Here is a 20,490-nt window from a genome sequence, read left to right on the forward strand (position 1 = left end):
TTAAGACAGCCTCTAATCAATCGGCAATCAAAAGAGCAAAATGAATATCTACATTGACATTACAGAATCTTTTGGCGCAATCGATTACGACAATGCAGGCGGAATTATATCCTACATAAATATTCCTCCTACTGAAAACACACAGGATAAACTCCAAGTAGAAATTTTCAATTTTGTTCTCAACCTATTAGATGAGCCAATAACGCCTTCAATAGAAAGCCAAGACTTAAACTTTCTCAAAAACATGGACGAGGATGGCTTCCTAATAATCAAAAAAGCAACCGTTACATTTGAAAAAATAAAAGGCCACGAAACACTGGTACGATTCTTAGATCAAGATGAAGACTACTTATTAAATGAAATTTACAGACCCAAACTGGAAAATAAAGACAAGATCTATGACATTGGCGGTAGATCATTCACATCACCTCAGCTACTAATCAATCTTGCGATTATCTCACCTCAAAAGGTGACTCTTGACTTCTCCGCTTCCGATCATGCCTACATAGCAACATACCATGAACTTCGAAACGTAGCAGAAACTCTAAATTTACAGGCGAAACGCACGCAACCGCCAATTGAAGGAATATTCGAAGTAAATTACAGCAACATGCATACCATAAGCGACTTTGATGCCGGCTATCGAGTTTTCAAAACATAGGAAAGTGTCGACACAAGATCTACGATGCTTGCCCCTTCTCAATGCGGCTTTTTTACAAATGGAACGCCGCGAGTCACATGGCACATCTAACCTGCTCAGCGTACCACGCGCGCGTATACCAACAATACTGACGATCGCGTCACTGCCGAATAGAACGAACTCGGCAGTACTACCCGCTACGAATACACCGACAACCTGGACGTGAACAGCAAAAATCACGACGAGCACAAATACTGGCCTCGAATAAATAATAGACATCGGACGGCATCAATTATTTAGCAAAAAAGGCACTTTTAGAACTTCATTAATTGCAAATCAAGCTTGGAGAATTTCCAATATTCACCGACACCGCCAAAACCTGGAGCGACCTAGAAAAAATTTTAGATCACACACTACATAAAGTTAAACAAATCTGATGCAGCCTTTACAAATCTGGAGTATACGGGGAAAGCAGTGGACCTGACATTGGCTAATACATAGGGTGTGGCGGCGCTACTCTCTCAGCAAAAAAATTGTTTAAGCAACACCCTAAGCTAAAGCAGTCCGCGTTCGATGCCGATGCCGATGCCGATGCAATTAATTTGGGAAAAGCCTCAGACCTGTAGTACAAGGGAGTTTTCTTTCGGTTAAAAAATCTCGACAACCAAACCTATAACAGCGAAAGCAAAACCATGATATTTAAGTGCTCGGGCAACGCAGTCAATCCAAGTACCGTATCTTATAGAAGCTTGGGATTCGGAGAGGCGGTTACGATCAAGACTCAGCCCTACATACTGCAAATCAAACCCGGCGACTTTCCAAGAGAGTTTAAAATCATTGCAGACACGTTTATTTCGGAATGCAGGATTGATGATACCGAGCAAGGCTATGTGGACATCCCAGAGCTTGCGACAGTTGATTACCCGACTTTTAACGAACTTCTGAACAACCATCCAAATCTAGCAGCAAGTTTGATCGAAGATTATCTATATTTCGAACTCTTCTATCATCTTTTTCAAAACCCAACCAACCTACAGCTGGTTATCAACAATATCAACAGCGTATATACAGAGAAAGATTCAATAATAATTACGGGAGACACATACCCATTCAGATACTTCTAGCAGAAGGAAACTTGCTCGACGGCAGGCCCGCCGACTCAGACCTCAACGGTCGACTGTTGAATAAAACCGATCTGGCGACGACGTCAGTGCGCTAATCACCGATTGCTAGTGATCTATTTGCCAGCTCTATTACGCGGTCAGCCTAAAAGTATGTACAGAGCCAGCGGCATGCGCAATGTCCACCATCGGGACAAAGATTGAAACAACGCCGTTACGAGAGCGACTGAAACGCATGAAGTCTAGCTAATGTAAAAGGGTAACCGCCCGCTGATGCCGGGCGATCGCCACTACGATTACACGCTATCCGCCCCCGCCAACCGCACCTGCCTCTCCAACTCCACCTTCAACCCCGGCTCCAATTTCAACTGCCGTGCCAGTTCATCCAGATAGCTCTTCTCCATAAAATTCTCCTCATCCACCAGCATCACACTGGCGATGTACATCTCCGCCGCCATTTCCGGCGTGCTGGCCGCGCGGGCGACGTCGGTGGGGTCGAGGGGTTTGTTGAGTTCGGCGTGGAGCCAGTGTTGCAGCTCCTGGTCGTTGTCGAGTTTGGTGAATTCGCCTTCGATCAGTTCGCGCTCGCGCTCGTCGATGTGGCCGTCGGCTTTGGCGGCGGCGACCAGGGCTTTGAGGATTGCCTGGCTGTGCTCCTCGACTTGCGCGGGTGGCAGGCGGTCGAGGGTTTGTGGTTCGCGTTGTGGTGCGCTGCCTTTTTGGGCGTTGTAGTTGCCGTAGGCCTTGTAGGCCAGTACGCCCAGCGCAGCGAGGCCGCCGTAGATCGCGACTTTGCCGCCGACCTTGCGGACCTTTTTATTGCCGAGCAGCAGGCCCATCGCGCCTGCGGCCAATGCGCCGCCACCCGCGCCTGAAAGCAGGCCGCCGAGGCCGCTGGAGCCAGACGAGCCACCGAGCAAGCCGCCAAGCCCGCTGGCAGCCGATTTGCTGGAAGCGCCGCCGGCCTTGTTCTGCAGCATTTCCTGCCCGGACTTGAGCAGTTGATCGAGCAATCCACGGGTGTTCATGTTCCGTCTCCAAACAAGGGTTATCCGGATCTAAGGCCCTCAGCCTAGTTCGAAAGTGCCCCAATCCGCCCCGTGAGTGTGCTTCGAGATGTTGCTCGCCACTCAGAAGGGCCCGTTCCGAGCGTTACCCAATGAAAAGGGGCGGGCCTTTCGACCTGCCCCCTTATCCCCTCCTCCTTAAAACCGCGAAACACTCCGCATCGCATCCACCAGATAGCGCATGGCGATCCGGTCGCTTTCCGATAGCTCTCGATAACGTTCCACCAGCTTCAATTCCTCGGAATTGAGACGGCGTCTTCTGCGCCCGCCGCCCAAGCAAGGAAAGATGCCCAACATTTCGGTGATGCCCTGTATTTTTGCCATGGACGATGTCCTTCTCTATTGAGTCAAGAAACTGCTGAACCTCACATCGCCCTGCCTCTTCGAGCAGCGTCGTGTGCCCCGCCGGCACGAAGGCTTGTATCCGGTCTTGTCCATAGAATAGGAATTAAATCGGCGTTGAAAAGTGGTTTTTAGAGTAATTAATCGAAAAAAGCAGATATGCCCTCTAAATCAGAGGGCCCTGTCAGAAAAATTACAGACATGTCTTGTTTCATTGCCAGATGGCGCAACGCAAACAAGTCTTTTTGCCCGACAATCGAACCGATTAAGCTAGCGGGCATCTGTTTATAGTCCGTTGCGTTTGGCCGAAGGCATGACCGAACCGTAATTTCCGATCCGACAGGTGCCAGGAACGGCGCTGGATTGCACACGACAGGTTGTATTTATGCACCGCAGGAATTTGCTCAAAGCGTCCATGGCCATTGCGGCCTATACCGGTCTTTCCGCGTCGGGCCTGTTGGCCGCTCGCGCTTGGGCAGCCAATGGCGGCGCCGCCGATGGCGAGGCTCAGGCCTTCGATTTCGAGGCGTTGAAGCGTCAGGCCAAGCAGCTCGCCGGCAATGCCTATCAGGATACGAAACAGGTGTTGCCGCCAACCCTGGCGACCATGACTCCGCAAAATTTCAACGCGATCCGCTACGACGGCGAGCATTCCTTGTGGAAGGAAAACAAAGGTCAGCTGGACGTGCAGTTTTTCCACGTCGGCATGGGTTTCCGTCAGCCGGTGCGCATGTACAGCGTTGATCCGAAGACGCGCATGGCGCGCGAGGTGCATTTCCGCCCGGCGCTGTTCAATTACGAGAACACTTCGGTCGACACCCAGCAGCTCAAGGGCGATCTGGGTTTTGCCGGCTTCAAGCTGTTCAAGGCGCCGGAGCTGGATCGGCATGACGTGGTGTCGTTTCTCGGCGCCAGCTATTTCCGTGCGGTCGATGCTACTGGCCAATATGGCCTCTCCGCACGCGGCCTGGCCATCGACACGTACGCGAAGAAGCGCGAAGAATTTCCCGACTTCACCAAGTTCTGGTTCGAGACGCCGGACAAGAACGCCACGCGTTTTGTGGTCTACGCCCTGCTCGACTCGCCGAGCGCGACCGGCGCCTATCGCTTCGACATCGATTGCCAAGCCGAGCGCGTGGTCATGGAAATCGACGCGCACATCAACGCACGCACCACTATCGAACAACTCGGCGTGGCGCCGATGACCAGCATGTTCAGTTGCGGCACCCACGAACGGCGCATGTGCGACACCATCCACCCGCAGATCCACGACTCCGATCGCCTGGCAATGTGGCGTGGCAATGGCGAGTGGATCTGCCGTCCGTTGAACAACCCGGCGACGCTGCAATTCAACGCATTTGCCGACAAGGACCCGAAGGGTTTCGGCCTGGTGCAGACCGACCACGAATTCGCCAACTATCAGGACACTGTCGACTGGTACAGCAAGCGCCCGAGCCTGTGGGTAGAACCGACAACCGCTTGGGGCGAAGGCTCGATCGATCTGCTGGAAATTCCCACGACCGGCGAGACGCTGGATAACATCGTCGCGTTCTGGACGCCGAAGAAACCCGTGGCTGCCGGTGATTCGCTGAACTACGGGTACAAGCTGTACTGGAGCGCGCTGCCACCGGTCGGCACGCCACTGGCGCGGGTGCACGCGACGCGTTCGGGCATGGGCGGCTTCACCGAGGGTTGGGCGCCGGGTGAGCATTACCCGCCAGTCTGGGCGCGGCGCTTTGCCGTGGACTTCACCGGTGGCGGCCTTGAGCGCCTGCCACAGGGCACCGGGATCGAGCCGGTGATTACCTGTTCCAACGGCAAGGTGCAGGACTTCAGCGTGCTGGTGCTGGATGACATCAAGGGTTACCGGATTCTGTTCGATTGGTATCCGACCAATGACAGTGTCGAGCCAGTGGAACTGCGCCTGTTCATTCGCACCAATGACCGCACGTTGAGCGAGACCTGGCTGTACCAGTATTTCCCGCCGGCGCCGGACAAGCGTAAATACCCTTGAGGTTCTAAGGCGGCTGTTCTGGCGTCATTCGCGAGCAGGCTCGCTCCCACAGGGGTCCGCATTCCTATTGTGGGAGCGAGCCTGCTCGCGAAGAGGCCCGCCTGACAACGCAAAATTGTGCCGAATAGAAAAGCCCCGACCCTCACCGGCTCGGGGCTTTTGCTTTCCAGCCTTCAATCAATCGCGCAAATCCGATTCATGAATCGGCTGATCCCGATGGGTCGCGCGCTGATACTGTGCAGGCCACACTGCTTTGCGCCCACCCAGATCATCGTCGGCATGCAGCGGCCAGTACGGATCGCGCAGCAGCTCTCGGGCGAGGAAAATGATATCGGCCTGACAGGTGCGCAGAATGTGCTCGGCCTGGGCCGGCTCGGTAATCATTCCGACAGTACCGGTGGCAATGCCTGACTCTTTGCGTACCCGCTCGGCAAAGCGCGTCTGATAACCGGGTCCGACCGGAATTTCCGCGTTTGCAGCTGTCCCTCCTGAAGACACGTCGATGAGATCGGCGCCCAGCGTGTGAAGGCGACGCGCCAGCTCCACGGTTTCGTCCGGATTCCAGCCGTCTTCGACCCAGTCGGTCGCCGAGACGCGGACAAACACTGGCAATTCCTCCGGCCATACCGCCCTCACCGCTTCAGTGACTTGCAGCACCAGACGGATGCGATTCTCGAACGAACCACCGTACTGATCGCGACGTTGGTTGCTCAGCGGCGAAAGAAACTGATGCAGCAGATAGCCGTGCGCGGCATGCACCTCGACCACGCTGAACCCCGCCGTCAGCGCGCGCTTGGCCGCGTCGACAAAGGCCTGGATCACTTCGGCGATCTGCCCTTCATCGAGCTGTTTCGGCTGGGTGTGCTGCGGATCGAAAGCAATCGGCGATGGCCCGACCGGGGTCCAGCCGCCATCCTCGGGTTTGACACTGCCATGCTTGCCGATCCACGGCCGGTGGGTGCTGGCCTTGCGCCCGGCGTGGGCCAGCTGAATGCCAGCGACCGCGCCCTGGGCGGTGATGAAGCGAGTGATGCGTTGCAGCGGTTCGATCTGTTCGTCGTTCCAGAGGCCAAGGTCTTCGGCGGTGATGCGCCCGTCGGCGGTAACCGCCGTGGCTTCGGTGAAAACCAGACCGGCACCGCCCACCGCGCGGCTGCCCAGGTGCACCAGGTGCCAGTCGTTGGCCAAGCCGTCGACGCTGGAGTACTGGCACATCGGCGACACGGCGATGCGGTTGGGCAGGGTCAGTTGGCGCAGGGTAAAGGGTTCAAGCAGCAGACTCATGGGGCACCTCTCGAATCAGTGGGCAGGCTCCAGGGTTCTGTTTGAAAAGTCGACGAGTGACAGAAAAAGGGTGCAGCACCCGCCCCCGCGGGCAAAAAACGACAAAACGTCACAAGGCCAATCAAGCAGTGCTTAGAGCCTAGTCGACAACCGGGAATGACGGAGGGTTCAGAGTAATTCAGTGTGTGAAAGGACACTTTCGCGAGCAGGCTCGCTCCCACAAGACTGCACCGTACCTGTGGGAGCGAACCTGCTCGCGAATGGCTTAACGCGGTTCGATGTGGGCGATCATCAACTGCACAGTCTCGTTGCCACGAAACTCGTTAACGTCGAGCTTGTAAGCCAGTTCAACCCATTGAATCGTCGGGTTCGGCCACACATCGCGATCAATGCCAAACGCGATGCCATCGAGCTTCACCGAACCGCATTCGCTTTTCAGCACCACTTTCAAATGCCGTTCGCCGACCACACGCTGCTCGACCAGTTGAAACACACCGTGAAACAGCGGCTCCGGAAAGTGCTGACCCCATGGCCCGGCGTGGCGCAAGGCGCGAGCCAGTTCGAGATGAAACTCTTCAACGGCCAGCGTGCCGTCCGACAACATGCGCCCGGTGAGGTCTTCTTCGCGAAGTTGCCTACGTACTTCAGCGTCGAATGCCTCGGCGAACAGCGGAAAATTCTCCTGCGGCAAGGTCAGACCAGCGGCCATCGCGTGGCCACCGTACTTGGCGATCAGGTTCGGATGCTGCGCCGCGACCACGCTCAGCGCATCGCGAATATGGAAGCCCTGCACCGAGCGACCGGAGCCCTTGAGCAGACCATCACCGGCATCGGCAAAAGCAATGGTCGGGCGGAAATAGCGCTCTTTCATGCGCGAAGCGAGAATGCCGATCACACCCTGGTGCCACTCCGGGTCGAACAGGCACAGACCGAACGGCATCGACTCGACCGGCAGATCCTTGAGCTGCGCCAGCGCTTCACGCTGCATGCCCTGCTCGATGGATTTGCGATCCTGGTTCATGCCGTCCAGTTGCGCAGCCATTTCCCGCGCCAGATTGGCGTCGGCGGTGAGCAGGCATTCGATGCCCAGGCTCATGTCGTCCAGACGTCCGGCGGCGTTCAGGCGCGGGCCGACGATAAAACCCAAGTCGGTGGAAGTGATCCGCGCAGCCTCTCGCTTGGCGACTTCGAGAATCGCCTTGATCCCTGGCCGCGCCCGGCCGGCGCGAATCCGCTCCAGCCCTTGATGCACAAGAATGCGGTTGTTGGCATCCAGCGGTACAACGTCAGCGACGCTGCCCAGCGCCACCAGATCGAGCAGTTCGCCGATGTTCGGTTGCGGTTTGCTCTCGTACCAGCCAAGGCTGCGCAGGCGTGCGCGCAAGGCCATCAACACATAAAAAATCACCCCGACGCCAGCCAGCGCTTTGCTCGGAAACTCGCAGCCTGGCTGATTCGGATTGACCAGCGCATCAGCCTGCGGCAGTTCATCGCCGGGCAAGTGGTGGTCGGTGATCAACACCTTCAGTCCGGCGCGCTTGGCCGCCGCGACGCCTTCGACACTGGAAATACCATTGTCGACGGTGATCAATAATTGCGGTTCACGGGTCAGCGCGACTTCGACGATTTCCGGCGTCAGGCCATAGCCGTATTCGAAACGGTTGGGCACCAGGTAATCGACATGCGCCGCGCCCAGCAGGCGCAGGCCGAGGACCCCGACGGTGCTGGCGGTGGCGCCGTCCGCGTCGAAGTCGCCAACAATGAGAATGCGCTGACGCTGCTCCAGAGCCGTCACTAGCAGGTCGACCGCCGCATCAATGCCTTTGAGCTGCTGGAACGGGATCAAGCGCGCCAGACTTTTGTCCAGCTCCGCTTCCGATTGCACGCCCCGCGCCGCGTACAGGCGGGTCAGCAGTGGCGGCAGATTACCAAGGAAAGGCAGCGTGGCAGGCAGTTGACGAGGTTCGATACGCATGGGGCGACGGAGGCTTCTCTTTGATTCGTGGGAAATATCAGCGGTGTCACGACCTCAGCCGCGCTCACCTTGCAGCCACTGCAACTGGACTTCGTGCTGACCGCGGTCGTCGGTGACGAAGATTGTGCCTTCGCTGATCATCACGTCCCATTTGATAACGCGCGGCATGTCCTTGGCGAGGGTCTCCAGCACTTCCTGCGGAACAGCTGCGATGTTGACGTTTTTCAGGTTCTTGATCGCCGGGATCACCTTGGTTTCCCAGACACGCAGGCTGCCGTAGGCCAGCAGGCTGGTGCGTTCAGTGCGGCGCGAGCACCAGGTCAGGCGATCGGCATCCGGCTGGCCAACTTCGATCCAGTGCAGGACACGGTCGTCCAGGCTCTTTTCCCACAAGGCCGGTTCATCCACGTCTGACAGACCACGGCCGAACGACAGCTGCTCGTTGTACCAGAGCGCGTAGGCCAGCAGCCGCACGGTCATGCGCTCTTCGGTCTCCGAAGGATGCCGGGCGATGGTCTGCTTGACGCTTTCGTAGACGCTGCGGTCGAGGTCGGTGAGGTTCAGTTCGAATTTGTAGGTAGTGGACGGCTGTGCCATGAACGGGCTTCTTGATACGAGGAAAGTCGGCAAGTCTAACCGATGCCGCAGGCAATCATCGAATTGATGGCAATCCATCTGCGGCGTCTGACAGCCGGCTATGTTAAAACCCTGTATCCGTTCAGCCTTGTCCTACAGGATTTCGCATGCCGTTCACCAGCAAACCGCTCTCGGGTCTGAAAGTCATTGAATTGGGTACGCTGATCGCCGGGCCGTTTGCCTCGCGCATTTGCGGCGAATTCGGCGCCGAGGTGATCAAGATCGAGTCGCCGGACGGCGGCGATCCCCTGCGCAAGTGGCGCAAGTTGTACGAAGGCACCTCGTTGTGGTGGTTCGTCCAGGCGCGCAACAAGAAGTCGCTGACCCTCAATCTGAAACACCCCGACGGTTTGGCGATCCTGAAACAACTGCTGGGCGAAGCCGACATCCTCATCGAGAATTTCCGCCCCGGCGTCTTGGAAAAACTCGGTCTGAGATGGGAAACCCTGCACGCGCTGAACCCGAAACTGGTGATGGTGCGCCTCTCCGGTTTTGGTCAGACCGGGCCGATGAAGGACCAGCCAGGTTTCGGCGCGGTCGGCGAATCCATGGGCGGCCTGCGGTACATCACCGGTTTCGAAGATCGGCCACCGGTGCGTACCGGGATTTCCATCGGTGATTCGATTGCCGCGCTGTGGGGCGTGATCGGTGCGCTGATGGCGCTGCGTCATCGCGAGGTCAACGGCGGGCTGGGCCAAGTGGTCGACGTTGCGCTGTATGAAGCTATCTTCGCGATGATGGAAAGCATGGTGCCGGAGTTCGACGTGTTCGGTTTCATCCGCGAGCGCAGCGGCAACATCATGCCGGGCATCACGCCCTCTTCGATCCACACCAGCGCCGACGGCAAGCATGTACAGATCGGCGCCAATGGTGATGCAATCTTCAAACGCTTCATGCTCGTGATTGGCCGCGAAGATCTTGCCAACGACCCACTGCTGGCCAGTAACGACGGGCGTGACAGTCGCCGGGACGAGTTGTATGGCGTGATTGATCGCTGGGTCAATTCCTTACCGCTGCAGACCGTTCTCGACTTGCTCAATCAGGCCGACGTACCGGTCAGCCGGATCTTCAGCGCCGAGGACATGTTCAACGATCCGCAATACCTGGCGCGGGAGATGTTCCTGCATGCCAAGCTGCCGGACGGCAAGGACTTCAAGATGCCCGGCATCGTGCCGAAGCTGTCGGAAACGCCGGGGTCCTCCGAGTGGGTCGGACCGCAGCTTGGCGAACACAATGCGCAGGTGCTTGGCGATCTGGGCTACGACGCGGCGCAAATCGCTCGGCTGCGTGAAGACGGGGCCATCTGAGCAGCGCCGGGTGCTTCGGTTTTTCAAGCAACAAGCCGCGCACCGCGCAAACGCCGGGCAAAAGAAACCCCGAGAAGTGGGGAGACGACTCGGGGTTAAACGGGGTCTGCTTCGAGACCCGTAGCAGCAAGCGACAAGCACCGGAGCACAATGCTTGATCCTGCTGTTATGGGCTCTGACTGACAGGGATGCAGGAAGGTTCCCACAAAAAATATTTCATCTTTACAGGGCCGGACGCTTGTCCAGAGCTGCATTGCGCAACGCCGCAATGACGCAGGGTTCCAGCCGCCCTTCGGCGATCATCACGTCACGGTGCAGGCCGTCCACCACGTCGGTCAGCAAGCGCTTGTCGCTCAACTGGGCCTGATTGAATTCGCGTTCCACCACAATGGCGCCGCTGCTGTTCTTCAGCGTCACCAGACATTCACCATGGCTGCCGCGAGGGGTCAGCGTCACCTGATACGGGCTCAGAGCCTCACCGAGCAATAGACTGATACTTTCCATCTCGATCTCCACTCAATAGTCCGAAAACACAGTGCCTGGGGCGTGTTCACATTAAATGACCACCGGCCCGAGAAGAAAGTTCTGCCTGTCGCGTCCCGACCTTGCGGCTCCGCGTCTGACAGAGCATGCACGGCGAAGATGACAGAAAAATATTCGCCGGTTTCAGGCCTCGATGAGCTCGTGCGGGGCGATCAGATAACTGTCCAGCAGACCTCTCATCAACACCGCCGAAACCGGCGTTTGCAGCCGTCCCAGCAGGCGCAGGCGTTGCTGGCGGAGCAGCGGCTCCAGATCACTCATCAGACTCTGCGCGACCGAGCCCAGCAGAATCAGGGCACGCGCCTCATGGTGCGCCGCCAGGTGATGAATCAAAGCCAGCCCATCGCCACCTTTGAGCTGCGGATCGCAAATGGCGATATCGACCGCGCCGCGATGCCCCAGTGAACTCAAGGCTGACGCCAGCGAAGGCGCGGTCAATACATCGTAGATGCCGATGGCATTGAGCATTTGATGCAATGCCATCAGCTGGAACGGGTTGGGTTCAAGAATCAGGACTTTAAGCGAGCGCATGGGCGACCTCTGGAGCGATCATCGCGGACTCTCACCGCAGTTGTCGTTCACTCTAGGGCAGGCGTCTTAAGCCTCCCATCAGAAAAGTAGCCGCGTCTTGCAGGACATTTCCCTTCTTTACTGCAGACAGCGACACCCGCTCTCGGTCCTGCGCTGAGTGATATCGGTCCAGCCACCCAACAGGCCGCGCAATTTACCGTCACCGCTGTAAAACGGCACGGTCCACTGATACACCTCGCGAGACCCGCCCTTGAACAGCAGCTGTCGTTTGCTGAAGCGCGACTTGCGGGTCTGCAACTGGGCGATGAATTCATCGTGCAGCATCCGCGCAGTGGTTTCCGGAAACGCATCGACTTCGATCAGCAGGCGCCCCTGCATCTGGTCCAGGCGCACCGACAGTGCTTCCTCGTAACTGCGATTGCAGATGATCAAGCGCCCGTGCAGATCACGGACAAACACCGGATCCGGCATCGAATCGATCAGGGCGTGCTGAAAGGCCAGTTGATCACCCAGCTCCTTTTCCGCTGCGCAGCGCAGCTTGATTACGGCTGCCAGACGCCTGTTCCACACCAGCGACAGCATTCCGAAAACGCCGATTACCCCCATCGCCCAACATGCCCACTCGACCAGCCGTTCCCAGACGGAGGGCACGGGCGGCGGCGAAACGCCTGCCAGCCACTTGAGACGCATCGCCCGCAACTCCGCCGCAGGGAACGCTTCCAGCGCCTTGTTGAGAATACTCAGTAGTTGCGGCATGCCTTTTCGTACAGCCAGATGATCGGCTTCCCACTTGCCCTCTACCAGGGCACCGACCTTGAGCATGCCCAACGGATAGAGCTGCGCGCCGATTTCGTTTTCGATGGTTGCGTAGGCTTCACCGCTCTCGACCAGCGCCCGCGCTTCGGCGTAGGTTTTCACCGAGCGTATTTCAATCGACGGATAATCGCGCCGAATCGCATCCTCCAGGGCATGACGGGCGGGCAGCACCAGAACACGCTTGGCCAGTTGCTCGAAAGACTCCACCCGCGGGGTATTGGCATGTCCGACAAAAACCCAGCCTGCCCCTCCAAAAGCATGACTGAAATCGAGAAACGCCTTGCGATCATCACTCATGGCCAAGGTCGTACTGATGTCCGCGACCCCGCTTTGCAGGCGATCGAGCATATGGTCGGTAGAGAACGATTCCTGGTGCTCGAATTGCAGGCCGGTCATTGCGCTGACGCGCTTGAGCACATCGTTGTTCAGACCGCTCCACTGGCCATGTTCGTCCTGAAACAGGTACAACGGATATTGCACCGATGCCACCGTCACTCTGGGGTTGTCACGTATCCATTGCTGCTCGTGCGCATCCAGCTCGATAGCCTGGACACTGGCTGACGCATTGGCCTGATCGAGTGCCATTTGCGCTGCCATGCCGCTGTGTGTCCACCCCAGCACCGCCAACAAAAACAACCAGCCCAGTGCCGGTTTCAAACCTCTGTAAAACAGCATTGCCATTTCCTTCGTGATCGACTCACCCGTCCTTCGTGGGTGAAAACCCGAGCAGTGTGGCAGCAGAAACAAAAAAGCCCGTCAGGAGACGGGCTTCAAAATGTGACAGCTTTTACTGGCTTAGAGCGGCTTGCCGCGGTTGCCATGCAGGCTGACAAAGGCTTGCACGGCTTTCAGGTCGTTTGGCAGAACCGTGCAGCGCTCGTTTCGCTCAAACAAATCAGAAAGATGTGCAGGTAGTTCGAGCGCTTTTCCTACACCCGCTTTCTCCACTGCCTCAGGAAACTTGACCGGATGGGCAGTACCCAGAATGACCATCGGAATATCCAGGCTGCGACGGCATTCGCGCGCGGCTTTCACACCGATGGCAGTGTGCGGGTCGAGCACCTCACCGGTTTGCTCGTAGATGTCGGCGATGGTTTCGCAGGTCTGCGCATCGTCCACCGCCAGCGAATCGAACAGCTTGCGTGCTTCGGTCCAGCGCTCTTGCTCGACGCTGAAACTGCCGTCCTTTTTGAACGAGTCCATCAGGCCGGCAATCGCCGCACCGTTACGGCCGTGCAGGTCGAACAGCAGGCGCTCGAAGTTCGACGACACCATGATGTCCATCGACGGCGACAGCGTTGCGTGCAGGGTTTCCTTGACGTACTGGTTGCCGCTCATGAAGCGGTGCAGGATGTCGTTGCGGTTGGTCGCGACGATCAACTGGTTGATCGGCAGGCCCATGTTGCGCGCCAGGTAACCGGCGAAGATGTCGCCGAAGTTACCGGTCGGTACCGAGAACGACACCGAACGCGCCGGACCGCCCAACTGCAGGGACGCATGGAAGTAGTAAACGATCTGGGCCATGATCCGCGCCCAGTTGATCGAGTTCACCGCCACCAGACGCGTGCCTTTGAGGAAGCTCTGGTCGGCGAAGCTGTTCTTGACCATTTCCTGGCAGTCGTCGAAGTTGCCTTCGATGGCGATGTTGTGGATGTTCTCGCCGAAGATCGTTGTCATCTGCCGACGCTGCACTTCCGATACGCGCTGATGCGGGTGCAGGATGAAGATGTCGACGTTTTCGCAGTGCTTGCAGCCTTCGATGGCCGCAGAACCGGTGTCACCAGAGGTGGCACCGACAATCACCACGCGCTCGCCGCGCTTTTCCAGCACGTAATCGAGCAGACGACCGAGCAGTTGCAGGGCGAAGTCCTTGAACGCCAGGGTCGGGCCGTGGAACAGCTCAAGCACCCATTCATTACCGTTCAACTGACGCAGTGGCGCCACGGCGCTGTGGGCGAACACACCGTAGGTTTCTTCGAGAATCTTCTTGAAATCGGCATCCGGAATGCTGCCGGTGACAAACGGGCGCATCACCCGGAAGGCCAGTTCGTGATACGGCAGGCCAGCCCAGGAAGCGATCTCTTCCTGAGTAAAACGTGGCAGGTTTTCCGGGACGTACAGACCGCCATCGGTCGCCAGACCGGCCAGCAGGACCTCTTCAAAATTCAGGGCCGGGGCCTGGCCGCGAGTACTGATATAACGCATAGGGGCAAACCTTTGGTTTGAGCTGCAAGCCTCAAGCTGCAAGCTGCAAGTCAAAGCCGAACCGCTTCGTCTTGCCGCTTGTAACTTGCCGCTTGCCGCTGCTTTTAGTTCAAATGTTCGACACGGATCCGTACAACCGGGCCGTCGACGCCAGCCAGTGCTTCCAGCGCGGTGATCGCATCGTTGATGCGTTGCTCGACCACGCGGTGGGTCAGCAGGATCATCGGCACCAGGCCGTCATGCTCTTCGACTTCCTTCTGCATGATCGATTCGATATTGATGCCGCGCTCCGACAGGATGCTCGCCACCTGCGCCAGTACGCCCGGATGATCCTTGGCGTGAATGCGCAGGTAGTAAGCGCTTTCGCAGGCTTCGATCGGCAGGATCGGATGGGCCGATAGCGAGTCCGGCTGGAAGGCCAGGTGCGGCACACGGTTTTCCGGGTCGGAAGTCATCGCGCGAACCACGTCGACCAGATCGGCGATCACCGACGAAGCGGTCGGCTCCATGCCAGCGCCGGCACCGTAGAACAGCGTCGAACCGGCGGCGTCGCCGTTGACCATCACTGCGTTCATCACGCCGTTGACGTTGGCAATCAGGCGATCGGCCGGAATCAGCGTCGGGTGCACGCGCAACTCGATGCCGGCGTCAGTGCTGCGCGCCACGCCGAGGTGCTTGATGCGATAGCCCAGCGCTTCGGCGTAGTTGACGTCGGCGGTGGTCAGTTTGGTGATGCCTTCGGTGTAAGCCTTGTCGAATTGCAGCGGAATGCCGAAGGCAATCGACGCCAGAATGGTCAGCTTGTGCGCGGCATCGATGCCTTCGACGTCGAAGGTCGGGTCGGCTTCGGCGTAACCCAGCGCTTGCGCTTCGGCGAGTACGTCTTCAAACGTACGGCCCTTCTCGCGCATTTCGGTGAGGATGAAGTTGCCGGTACCGTTGATGATCCCGGCAACCCAGTTGATGCGGTTGGCGGACAGGCCTTCGCGGATCGCCTTGATCACCGGAATGCCACCGGCCACCGCCGCTTCGAATGCCACGATCACGCCTTTCTCGCGTGCCTTGGCGAAAATCTCATTACCGTGAACGGCTATCAGCGCCTTGTTCGCGGTGACCACATGCTTGCCATTCTCGATGGCCTTGAGTACCAGCTCGCGGGCAACGGTGTAGCCGCCCATCAGCTCTATGACGATGTCGATCTCAGGGTTCGTGGCCACTTCGAAGACATCGTTGGTAATCGCAATACCGGTCGTCTGGAACTGAGGCTTTGGCGTGCGCGTGGCAATTTGTGCCACTTCGATTCCACGCCCGGCACGACGAGCAATTTCCTCGGCGTTGCGCTGAAGTACGTTGAAGGTACCGCCACCGACGGTCCCTAACCCACAGATGCCTACTTTGACCGGATTCACTGTGAACTCCCCATGAAACGGCCGACACAGGGTCGGCCGGAAAACAACCGCGTGCTCGCGGCTCTCTGTTGATGGCCCGGCGCTGTTGCCGCCGGACCACGATCGTCAACGGTTGCCCGTGACGATGCGAATTACTTCGCGCCCAGCGCCAGTTTGGCGACTTGTGGCGCCGGCTGGTAGCCCGGAATGACCTGGCCGTCGGCCAAAACGATGGCCGGTGTACCGTTCACGCCGATCGACTGACCGAGGGCGAATTGCTTGGAAACCGGGTTATCGCACTTGGCGGCCTTGATTTCCTTGCCATCGACCATTTTGTCCATGGCAGCTTTCTTGTCTTTCGAGCACCACACTGCTTGCAGCTGCTCGTCACCCGGCGAATTCAGGCCTTGGCGCGGGAACGCCACGTAGCGCACTTCAATGCCGCGCTTGTTCAGCTCCGGCACTTCGGCGTGCAGTTTGTGGCAGTACGGGCAAGTGGTGTCAGTGAACACGGTGATATGCGATTTGGTCTCGCCCACGGCCGGGTACACCACGGTTTCGGCCACCGGGATGGCATTGATCAGTTTGGAAATGCCCAGGCGTTCGGTCTTCTCGGTCAGGTTGACCGGTTTGCCATTCGCCAGCTGATACAGGTTGCCCTGCACGATGTACTGGCCATCGGCGCTGGCGTACAGCACGCGGCTGCCTTTGAGTTTGACTTCATACATGCCAGGCAACGGGCTGGCACTGATGCTCTCGACCGGAACCTCGAGTTCGAGTTTTTCCAGGCTTTGACGAATGGCTTTGTCAGCCGCGTCGTCGGCGACGGCAAAGGTGCTCACCAACGCAATGGCGGCGGCGGCGAAAATCTGGGTCAGACGCATGAGTACTCCTGAGGGCGGGCCAATGGAACGGTCAGAACGCCCGTGCGAAACACCGGGTCATAACCGTCCATCGTGCAAACCGGCAAAGCCTAACACATAAGGTCACGAGGGCCGAATGCGCCTGTCGCCACACACTCATGTGCAACTGACACATCTTCATGCTTGTACAACTGAACCACGACCACATGTGGCTGACACACATTATTGTGGCGAGGGGATTTATCCCCGCTGGGTTGCGAAGCAGCCCTAAACCATCCACCGCGATCTTCCAGTCAAAATCGAGCCAGCCGGGTTTGCGACTGCTGCGCAGCCGAACGGGGATAAATCCCCTCGGCACAGGTCAGTGTTTCAACATTATGGGATGTGTCAGCCGCGTGGGTGGTGTTTGGCGTGCAGGTCCTGCAATCGGGCGCGGGCGACGTGGGTATAGATCTGCGTCGTAGACAGGTCGCTGTGGCCGAGCAGCATCTGCACCACGCGCAAGTCCGCGCCATGGTTGAGCAGGTGTGTGGCGAACGCGTGGCGCAAGGTGTGCGGCGACAGCGACTTGCTGATCCCGGCGACCTTGGCCTGATGCTTGATCCGATGCCAGAACGTCTGCCGGGTCATCTGCTCGCCGCGCTGACTGGGGAACAGCACATCGCTGGGGCGGCCACCGAGCAACTCGCCACGACCATCACGCATATAGCGCTCGACCCACACAATCGCCTCCTCGCCCATCGGCACCAGACGCTCCTTGCTGCCCTTGCCCATCACCCGCAATACGCCCTGGCGCAGGTTGACCTGCTCCAGCGTCAGGCTGATCAGTTCGGTCACCCGTAGGCCACAGGCGTACAGCACTTCCAGCATCGCGCGGTCGCGCTGGCCGATGGCTTCGCTCAGATCCGGCGCCTTGAGCAGCGCTTCGACGTCGGCTTCCGACAGCGACTTGGGCAACGGCCGACCCAGTTGCGGCATGTCGACGCGCAACGTCGGGTCTACGCTGATCAGTTTTTCCCGCAACAGATAGCGATAAAAGCCACGCACCCCGGAGAGAAATCTCGCGGTGGAGCGCGGCTTGTAGTTTTGCTCCAGCCGCCACGCCAGATGATCGAGGATCAATTCGCGGCCGGCATTGATCAGTTCGAGATTTTTCTCCTGCAACCAGCCGTTGAACAGCGCGAGGTCACTGCGATAGGCGTCGCGGGTGTTGTCGGACAGGCCTTTCTCCAGCCATAAAGCGTCGAGGAATTGATCAATCAGCGGATGGTCGATGGCAGGCATGGGTGCTCGGGGCAGGCAGTTTTTCACACTGCGCGCAAATAGACAGTGAACGACGGGAATGGCCGCTAGTCTTTCATAGCCAGCCAGATCAAGGAACAGGGAGCATCAATGAACGAGCAGCAAATTCTCTTGGCATTTGGCGGGATCGGCGCGGCGGCGCTGGGTTGTCAGTGGCTGGCATGGCGCCTGAAGCTGCCGGCCATTCTGTTTCTGCTGCTGACCGGCATTCTGGCCGGCCCGCTGCTGGGTTGGCTCGACCCGCAGGAAATGTTCGGCCCGCTGCTGATGCCACTGGTGTCGCTGGCAGTGGCGCTGATCCTGTTCGAAGGCAGCCTGACCCTGCACCTGTCGGAATGGAAAGAGATCGGCAGCGTCGTCCATCGCCTGGTGACCCTCGGTGCGATCTCGACCTGGATCGTCATCGCGGTCGCCACGCACTTTCTGCTGAGCTTCGACTGGATGCTGGCGATTCTGTTTGGCAGCCTGACGCTGGTTACCGGTCCGACCGTAATCGTGCCGATGCTGCGGGTGGTGCGGCCAAAAGCCTCGATCGCCAACATCCTGCGCTGGGAAGGCATCGTCATCGATCCGATCGGCGCTCTGCTCGCGGTCGTGGTGTACAGCTTCATCATCGCCAGCGCTGAAGGCCATGGCCTCAAGCAAAGCCTCTTCACCTTCGGCGGGGTGATTCTCTGCGGCGCCGTGTTTGGTGTCGTCGGGGGTTGGCTGCTGGGGACGGTGATCCGGCGTCAGTGGCTGCCGGAATACTTGCATAACCTGGCCTCGCTGGCAGCCGTGCTGGCGATCTTCATCGGTGCCAACCAAGTGATGCATGAGTCCGGACTGCTGGCGGTGACGCTGATGGGCATGTGGCTGGCCAACATGAAAGGCGTGGACGTGCGGCACATCCTGCACTTCAAGGAAAACCTCAGCGTATTGCTGATTTCCGGACTGTTCATCCTGCTCGCGGCGCGCCTAGACCTGGACGCTTTGCTTGGCCTGGGACCGCTGGTGTTGATTCTGCTGTTGGTGATCCAGCTGATCGCCCGTCCGTTGAATGTTTTGCTCAGCACCGCCGGCTCCAGTCTCAGCTGGCGTGAACGGGCGTTGCTGTGCTGGATCGCGCCGCGCGGGATCGTCGCTGCGGCTGTCTCGGCGATTTTCGCGATTCGCCTGGATGAATCCGGGCATGAAGGCGCCCTGCTCCTGGTGCCGCTGACCTTTGCGGTGATCATCGGCACCGTGGTTTTGCAAAGCGCAACGGCGCGACCGCTGGCACGGCTGTTAAAGGTCGCCGAACCGGCGCCGAGCGGTTTTCTGATCGTTGGTGCCAATGGCCCGGCCCGTGAATTGGGCAAGTCGCTGCAGCAACTGGGCAGTCGCGTGCTGCTGACCGATTCGAGCTGGGAGAATATCCGCGCGGCACGTATGGAAGGCTTGCCGACCTATTTCGGCAACCCGGCGTCGCAGCATGCCGACGCGCATCTGGATCTGGTGGGGTTGGGGCATTTGCTGGCGCTGTCACCGTCAGGCGAGCTGAACACACTGGCGGCGATGCGCTTTCGTCATGACTTCGGTCATCAGCGCCTGTTCGGTCTGGCCAGCGGCCATGAAAGCCGCCGCAGCGACAAGCACCGCGCAAGCCTGGAACACCGGGGCAATCAATTGGGCAGTGAGGCACTGACCTATTCGAAACTGGCTGGCCAGATGGGCCAGGGAGCGGAGCTTTACAGCACGACATTGACGGACGGCTTCGGCTGGGAGGATTACCAAGCGCTGCACGGCAATCGCGCGACGCTGCTGTTCATGCGTGATGACAGCGGCTGGGTGCATGTGGTGACGCCGGAAACGGCGCTGAAGCCTGGGGCTGGATGGACGTTGCTGGCGTTGATTCAACCGCAAGGTTCCAGCGCCTGACGGATCGATTCGCGAGCAGGCTCGCTCCCACTGTATTCCCGTGGGAGCGAGCCTGCTCGCGAAGGCCGCGACTGGGTCACGGACAGACTGAAGATCTTTGCAGCACAAATCCCGGGCAACAAAAAAGCAGCCCGTAGGCTGCTTTTTTCTGCATCGGAAGCTGGGCTTAAGCCAGTTTTTCCTTGATGCGTGCTGCTTTACCCGACAGGTCGCGCAGGTAGTACAGCTTGGCTTTACGTACGTCACCGCGACGTTTAACAGCCATGCTGTCGATCTGCGGGGAGTAGGTCTGGAAAGTACGTTCTACGCCAACACCGTTGGAGATTTTACGAACGGTGAACGCACTGTTCACGCCGCGGTTACGCTTGGCGATTACAACGCCTTCGAACGCTTGCAGACGGGAACGATCGCCTTCCTTCACTTTCACCTGAACGACAATAGTGTCGCCTGGGGCGAAGGTAGGGATTTCTTTGGTCATCTGCTCTGCTTCGAGTGCAAGGATGATTTTGTTGGTCATGCTGTGCTCCTAAGGTAAATCGTTCGATCTACCATCGATA

Annotated in this window: 17 protein-coding genes; 4 read left to right on the top strand and 13 right to left on the bottom strand. The window is 58.3% G+C overall.

Annotated elements, in window-relative coordinates; translation table 11 throughout:
- The first annotated feature begins 40 nt into the window (after positions 1 to 40).
- On the top strand, positions 41 to 661 hold the full coding sequence (locus D8U70_RS24935; RefSeq protein ID WP_130929993.1) for a hypothetical protein: 621 nt from the start codon (positions 41 to 43) through the stop codon (positions 659 to 661).
- Between the two features lie 1,396 nt (positions 662 to 2,057).
- On the opposite strand, the gene D8U70_RS24945 is transcribed toward D8U70_RS24935, so the two are convergent.
- Both D8U70_RS24945 and D8U70_RS24950 read right to left on the bottom strand, forming a co-directional pair.
- Positions 2,058 to 2,789, bottom strand: a complete 732-nt coding sequence (locus tag D8U70_RS24945) for a tellurite resistance TerB family protein (protein WP_130929994.1) — start codon at positions 2,787 to 2,789, stop codon at positions 2,058 to 2,060.
- 177 nt (positions 2,790 to 2,966) lie between these two features.
- Positions 2,967 to 3,152 carry a hypothetical protein gene (locus tag D8U70_RS24950; protein WP_016771524.1) on the bottom strand — a complete coding sequence of 62 codons (186 nt, stop codon included), beginning with the start codon at positions 3,150 to 3,152 and terminating at the stop codon, positions 2,967 to 2,969.
- A 403-nt stretch (positions 3,153 to 3,555) separates the two neighbouring features.
- Here D8U70_RS24950 and D8U70_RS24955 point away from each other — a divergent pair, with 403 nt between their 5' ends.
- Complete coding sequence (locus D8U70_RS24955) at positions 3,556 to 5,184, top strand: glucan biosynthesis protein D (protein WP_071174494.1); 1,629 nt, start codon at positions 3,556 to 3,558, stop codon at positions 5,182 to 5,184.
- 177 nt (positions 5,185 to 5,361) lie between these two features.
- Here D8U70_RS24955 and D8U70_RS24960 read toward each other — a convergent pair whose 3' ends face one another.
- The 3 genes from D8U70_RS24960 to D8U70_RS24970 all read right to left on the bottom strand — a co-directional run bounded on the left by D8U70_RS24960 (position 5,362) and on the right by D8U70_RS24970 (position 9,040).
- Positions 5,362 to 6,468: an NADH:flavin oxidoreductase/NADH oxidase gene (locus tag D8U70_RS24960; RefSeq protein WP_039759093.1), complete on the bottom strand. Its 1,107-nt coding sequence runs from the start codon at positions 6,466 to 6,468 to the stop codon at positions 5,362 to 5,364.
- A gap of 265 nt (positions 6,469 to 6,733) precedes the next feature.
- Positions 6,734 to 8,443 (bottom strand): single-stranded-DNA-specific exonuclease RecJ, encoded by a 1,710-nt coding sequence (gene recJ, locus D8U70_RS24965; protein WP_130929995.1) that lies wholly within the window; start codon positions 8,441 to 8,443, stop codon positions 6,734 to 6,736.
- A gap of 54 nt (positions 8,444 to 8,497) precedes the next feature.
- Positions 8,498 to 9,040: a YaeQ family protein gene (locus D8U70_RS24970; RefSeq protein WP_007908961.1), complete on the bottom strand. Its 543-nt coding sequence runs from the start codon at positions 9,038 to 9,040 to the stop codon at positions 8,498 to 8,500.
- A 146-nt stretch (positions 9,041 to 9,186) separates the two neighbouring features.
- Here D8U70_RS24970 and D8U70_RS24975 point away from each other — a divergent pair, with 146 nt between their 5' ends.
- A complete protein-coding gene (locus D8U70_RS24975) occupies positions 9,187 to 10,386 on the top strand; it encodes a CaiB/BaiF CoA-transferase family protein (RefSeq protein ID WP_130929996.1) in 1,200 nt (399 codons plus the stop codon).
- A gap of 222 nt (positions 10,387 to 10,608) precedes the next feature.
- Here the strand turns inward: D8U70_RS24975 and D8U70_RS24980 are convergent, their stop codons facing one another.
- The 7 genes from D8U70_RS24980 to xerD all read right to left on the bottom strand — a co-directional run bounded on the left by D8U70_RS24980 (position 10,609) and on the right by xerD (position 18,016).
- On the bottom strand, positions 10,609 to 10,890 hold the full coding sequence (locus tag D8U70_RS24980; protein WP_016771530.1) for a DUF3509 domain-containing protein: 282 nt from the start codon (positions 10,888 to 10,890) through the stop codon (positions 10,609 to 10,611).
- A gap of 162 nt (positions 10,891 to 11,052) precedes the next feature.
- Complete coding sequence (locus D8U70_RS24985) at positions 11,053 to 11,460, bottom strand: response regulator (RefSeq protein WP_130929997.1); 408 nt, start codon at positions 11,458 to 11,460, stop codon at positions 11,053 to 11,055.
- Positions 11,461 to 11,577: 117 nt separating this feature from the next.
- Positions 11,578 to 12,951, bottom strand: coding sequence for a transporter substrate-binding domain-containing protein (locus D8U70_RS24990; protein ID WP_122706120.1), 1,374 nt, complete (start codon positions 12,949 to 12,951; stop codon positions 11,578 to 11,580).
- Between the two features lie 120 nt (positions 12,952 to 13,071).
- A complete protein-coding gene (gene thrC, locus D8U70_RS24995; protein ID WP_130929998.1) occupies positions 13,072 to 14,481 on the bottom strand; it encodes a threonine synthase in 1,410 nt (469 codons plus the stop codon).
- Positions 14,482 to 14,585: 104 nt separating this feature from the next.
- The gene (locus tag D8U70_RS25000; protein WP_024011722.1) at positions 14,586 to 15,890 is read right to left on the bottom strand and encodes a homoserine dehydrogenase; all 1,305 of its coding nucleotides are present in this window, start codon (positions 15,888 to 15,890) and stop codon (positions 14,586 to 14,588) included.
- A gap of 131 nt (positions 15,891 to 16,021) precedes the next feature.
- Positions 16,022 to 16,753 (bottom strand): bifunctional protein-disulfide isomerase/oxidoreductase DsbC, encoded by a 732-nt coding sequence (gene dsbC / locus D8U70_RS25005; protein ID WP_016771534.1) that lies wholly within the window; start codon positions 16,751 to 16,753, stop codon positions 16,022 to 16,024.
- Between the two features lie 366 nt (positions 16,754 to 17,119).
- The gene (xerD, locus tag D8U70_RS25010; protein ID WP_071174488.1) at positions 17,120 to 18,016 is read right to left on the bottom strand and encodes a site-specific tyrosine recombinase XerD; all 897 of its coding nucleotides are present in this window, start codon (positions 18,014 to 18,016) and stop codon (positions 17,120 to 17,122) included.
- 108 nt (positions 18,017 to 18,124) lie between these two features.
- Between xerD and D8U70_RS25015 the strand changes: the two genes are divergently transcribed.
- On the top strand, positions 18,125 to 19,933 hold the full coding sequence (locus D8U70_RS25015; RefSeq protein ID WP_130929999.1) for a sodium:proton antiporter: 1,809 nt from the start codon (positions 18,125 to 18,127) through the stop codon (positions 19,931 to 19,933).
- Positions 19,934 to 20,099: 166 nt separating this feature from the next.
- Here the strand turns inward: D8U70_RS25015 and rplS are convergent, their stop codons facing one another.
- Positions 20,100 to 20,450 carry a 50S ribosomal protein L19 gene (rplS, locus tag D8U70_RS25020; RefSeq protein ID WP_003175895.1) on the bottom strand — a complete coding sequence of 117 codons (351 nt, stop codon included), beginning with the start codon at positions 20,448 to 20,450 and terminating at the stop codon, positions 20,100 to 20,102.
- Positions 20,451 to 20,490 lie beyond the last annotated feature (40 nt).

This window comes from Pseudomonas sp. Sample_20, assembly GCF_004307585.1.
Classification (GTDB): domain Bacteria; phylum Pseudomonadota; class Gammaproteobacteria; order Pseudomonadales; family Pseudomonadaceae; genus Aquipseudomonas; species Aquipseudomonas atacamensis.

What these genes read in the sequence shown, in the direction of transcription:
- dsbC (WP_016771534.1), bottom strand. Translation starts at nt 16,753, where the DNA reads ATGCGTCTGACCCAGATTTTCGCCGCCGCCGCCATTGCGTTGGTGAGC.
- D8U70_RS24970 (WP_007908961.1), bottom strand. Translation starts at nt 9,040, where the DNA reads ATGGCACAGCCGTCCACTACCTACAAATTCGAACTGAACCTCACCGAC.
- D8U70_RS24985 (WP_130929997.1), bottom strand. Translation starts at nt 11,460, where the DNA reads ATGCGCTCGCTTAAAGTCCTGATTCTTGAACCCAACCCGTTCCAGCTG.
- D8U70_RS24960 (WP_039759093.1), bottom strand. Translation starts at nt 6,468, where the DNA reads ATGAGTCTGCTGCTTGAACCCTTTACCCTGCGCCAACTGACCCTGCCC.
- thrC (WP_130929998.1), bottom strand. Translation starts at nt 14,481, where the DNA reads ATGCGTTATATCAGTACTCGCGGCCAGGCCCCGGCCCTGAATTTTGAA.
- D8U70_RS24990 (WP_122706120.1), bottom strand. Translation starts at nt 12,951, where the DNA reads ATGCTGTTTTACAGAGGTTTGAAACCGGCACTGGGCTGGTTGTTTTTG.
- D8U70_RS24945 (WP_130929994.1), bottom strand. Translation starts at nt 2,789, where the DNA reads ATGAACACCCGTGGATTGCTCGATCAACTGCTCAAGTCCGGGCAGGAA.
- xerD (WP_071174488.1), bottom strand. Translation starts at nt 18,016, where the DNA reads ATGCCTGCCATCGACCATCCGCTGATTGATCAATTCCTCGACGCTTTA.
- D8U70_RS24980 (WP_016771530.1), bottom strand. Translation starts at nt 10,890, where the DNA reads ATGGAAAGTATCAGTCTATTGCTCGGTGAGGCTCTGAGCCCGTATCAG.
- recJ (WP_130929995.1), bottom strand. Translation starts at nt 8,443, where the DNA reads ATGCGTATCGAACCTCGTCAACTGCCTGCCACGCTGCCTTTCCTTGGT.
- D8U70_RS25015 (WP_130929999.1), top strand. Translation starts at nt 18,125, where the DNA reads ATGAACGAGCAGCAAATTCTCTTGGCATTTGGCGGGATCGGCGCGGCG.
- rplS (WP_003175895.1), bottom strand. Translation starts at nt 20,450, where the DNA reads ATGACCAACAAAATCATCCTTGCACTCGAAGCAGAGCAGATGACCAAA.
- D8U70_RS24975 (WP_130929996.1), top strand. Translation starts at nt 9,187, where the DNA reads ATGCCGTTCACCAGCAAACCGCTCTCGGGTCTGAAAGTCATTGAATTG.
- D8U70_RS24935 (WP_130929993.1), top strand. Translation starts at nt 41, where the DNA reads ATGAATATCTACATTGACATTACAGAATCTTTTGGCGCAATCGATTAC.
- D8U70_RS24950 (WP_016771524.1), bottom strand. Translation starts at nt 3,152, where the DNA reads ATGGCAAAAATACAGGGCATCACCGAAATGTTGGGCATCTTTCCTTGC.
- D8U70_RS24955 (WP_071174494.1), top strand. Translation starts at nt 3,556, where the DNA reads ATGCACCGCAGGAATTTGCTCAAAGCGTCCATGGCCATTGCGGCCTAT.